At 68.6% G+C, this 2,208-nt stretch carries 2 protein-coding genes; one reads left to right on the forward strand and one right to left on the reverse strand.

Annotated features, from left to right (window positions below):
• Window positions 1-167 precede the first annotated feature (167 nt).
• Window positions 168-941, forward strand: a complete 774-nt coding sequence (locus EAO76_RS42310) for a VOC family protein (RefSeq protein WP_148841534.1) — start codon at window positions 168-170, stop codon at window positions 939-941.
• 978 nt (window positions 942-1,919) lie between these two features.
• Here the strand turns inward: EAO76_RS42310 and EAO76_RS42315 are convergent.
• Window positions 1,920-2,208: transposase (locus EAO76_RS42315; RefSeq protein ID WP_148841535.1), on the reverse strand; the 289-nt coding region annotated here is incomplete at its 5' end.

Genomic DNA, 2,208 nt, shown 5'->3' on the forward strand with positions numbered 1-2,208 from the left:
CCCCCACCCCCTGCTCCCGAACACCCCGCCCGCCAACAGACTCCTCATTCCGGGTGCCGGTCTGGTCGACCGGGTACGCGACCTGCTCCGCACAACCCCCAGCAGCTGACCCCCTTGGCCGCCCTGAGCATGGCCTGACGTCCATCACGCACCCGCAGGAGCACCGAATGCCGGCCCTCGAAAGATCCGTGCCGGTGGCGGGTGCGCCGTGCTGGGTGAGCCTGATGGCTCGGGACCTGCGCGTGGCGCAGTCCTTCTACTCCGACGTCATGGGCTGGACGTTCAGGCCCAGTACGCTCGGCAGCGACTTCTCGGTGGCTCTGGCACAGGGTGAGCCGGTCGCCGGGATCGGATGCTGCCCGGGCGGTGGCCATCCGGCTGTCTGGACGCCGTACTTCGCAGTCAGGGACGCGGACGAGACGGCGGCCCGGATCAGTGAGCGCGGCGCCACCCTCGCCGTCGGTCCTCTGCTCCTGGGAGAGGGCCGTGCCGGGATCGCCGCGGACCGGGACGGCGCCGTGTTCGGATTCTGGGAAGGCCCGGCCCTGACCTGGTCGGTGGGACGAGGCGGGGCCCCGGTGCGGCTGGACCTGCGGACCCGTGACGCGTTCGACGCCGCGATTTTCTACGCGGAGGTCTTCGACTGGGCCCGGCCACCGGGAGGCTGCACGGTCGACTACGCCCGGGACCACATCATCGTCCAGGCCGCAGGACGCACCGTCGCCACCCTGTACGGCGGCAGCGACGAAACCGGCCCGGACCCAAAGGTCCGGCCTCGGTGGAACGTCCACTTTCAGGTGAGGGACGGCGAACAGGCCGCAGCGGCCGCCGTCACGGCCGGAGGCGAATCCTCATCGCTTCCCACACCGGCCGGTAGCCCGGACAACGCGTTCCTCATCCGCGACCCCGACGGCGCCCTCTTCACCCTGTCCGGCGCATGACGACAGCCACCCCAGCCGCGACCTACAGGCCACAAATACCTTCATGGCCTGCGCGTTCACTGCTTTCACTCCGATCCGTACCATCCGAGCGGTCTGAGGGCGGACACAGTCCGCCAGGAACGGGCGGCGGTTCTTCGCCCACTTCCCGGAGCAGTTCACCGAGCCCGGCGGCCTCCTGCTCCCCGTCCTGCGCCCGTTTCGGAGCGGTGAGAACCTGTCACAGGGCTGCGGTCTCCCATGCGAGCACCGCCCGGAGGAACACCATGTCGGAGGTGTCCTCCGGACCGGCGACGGGCGAGTCGGCGGGGCGCTGGGGGAGGGCGGTGGCGAGGTTGCTGATTGCGTCGGCCGCGGCCTGGAACGGGGCATCGGCCAGGCCGGCCGCACCACCGGTGGTCTCGGCCGTGTCCTCGATGGCATCGGAGGGGTTGGGACAGGACCATGATGTCGAGGCAGTGCACGTCGTGGAGCCACGACGGGATGCCGGGCCTATACACAGCGCTGGCCGGGTGCGAAGTCGTCCGGGTCATCCGATCAGCGTTCCAGCCCCGCACATTCACAGCAGTCCTTCCGGGAGACCGTCTGGCGGGCCTGCTTCTGGAAGGAACGGAATCCTTCACCCGTTCCGAGGTAGTGGAGTGCGTTGACCTGTTGGATCAACCAAGGCTGACCATCGCCGACCTCGGCACCGGAAGCACCGACGACATCGCTTTTCTCACCGTACGCATGCCTCCGTGAACCCGGAACTGTAGGAGTGTCACTCCGAGGAAAACCCACAGCCCGATGTACATCCAGCCGGCGACGTCCCGAGGCATCGTGATACGCCGGGCACTCCGACCATGAGGGAGAGGCCATGGCGAGGGTGGCGGTCGAGGAGACCGATATCGTCGTACACCTGTCCTGGCGGGAGAAGGCGCTGGCACACCACCGCAACGTGCGGGTTCCGGTATCGGCGCTGCGCCAGCTTTAGAAGCCATCTCATTTGGTGAGTCTGCGGTAGCAGATGAGGGTGCAGGCGATGCTGGTGAAGGCGAGGAAGTGTTCGGCCTTGCGTTCGTAGTGGCGGTGGAGTCGGCGGCAGCCGGCGAGCCAGGCCATGGTGCGTTCGATGGTCCAGCGGTGTCGGCCGAGTCGCTGTGAGGACTCGATGCCCTTGCGGGCGATGCGGTGCCGGATGCCTCGCTGTGCCGGCCATTGCCGCAGGTGGCGGTAGTCGTAGCCCTTGTCGGCGTGGAGCTTTGCGGGCCTGCGCCGGCGTGGGCCCCGC

The sequence above is a fragment of the Streptomyces sp. sk2.1 genome, from assembly GCF_008120935.1.
In the GTDB taxonomy this organism is placed as follows: Bacteria; Actinomycetota; Actinomycetes; order Streptomycetales; family Streptomycetaceae; genus Streptomyces.

What these genes read in the sequence shown, in the direction of transcription:
- EAO76_RS42310 (WP_148841534.1), top strand. Translation starts at nt 168, where the DNA reads ATGCCGGCCCTCGAAAGATCCGTGCCGGTGGCGGGTGCGCCGTGCTGG.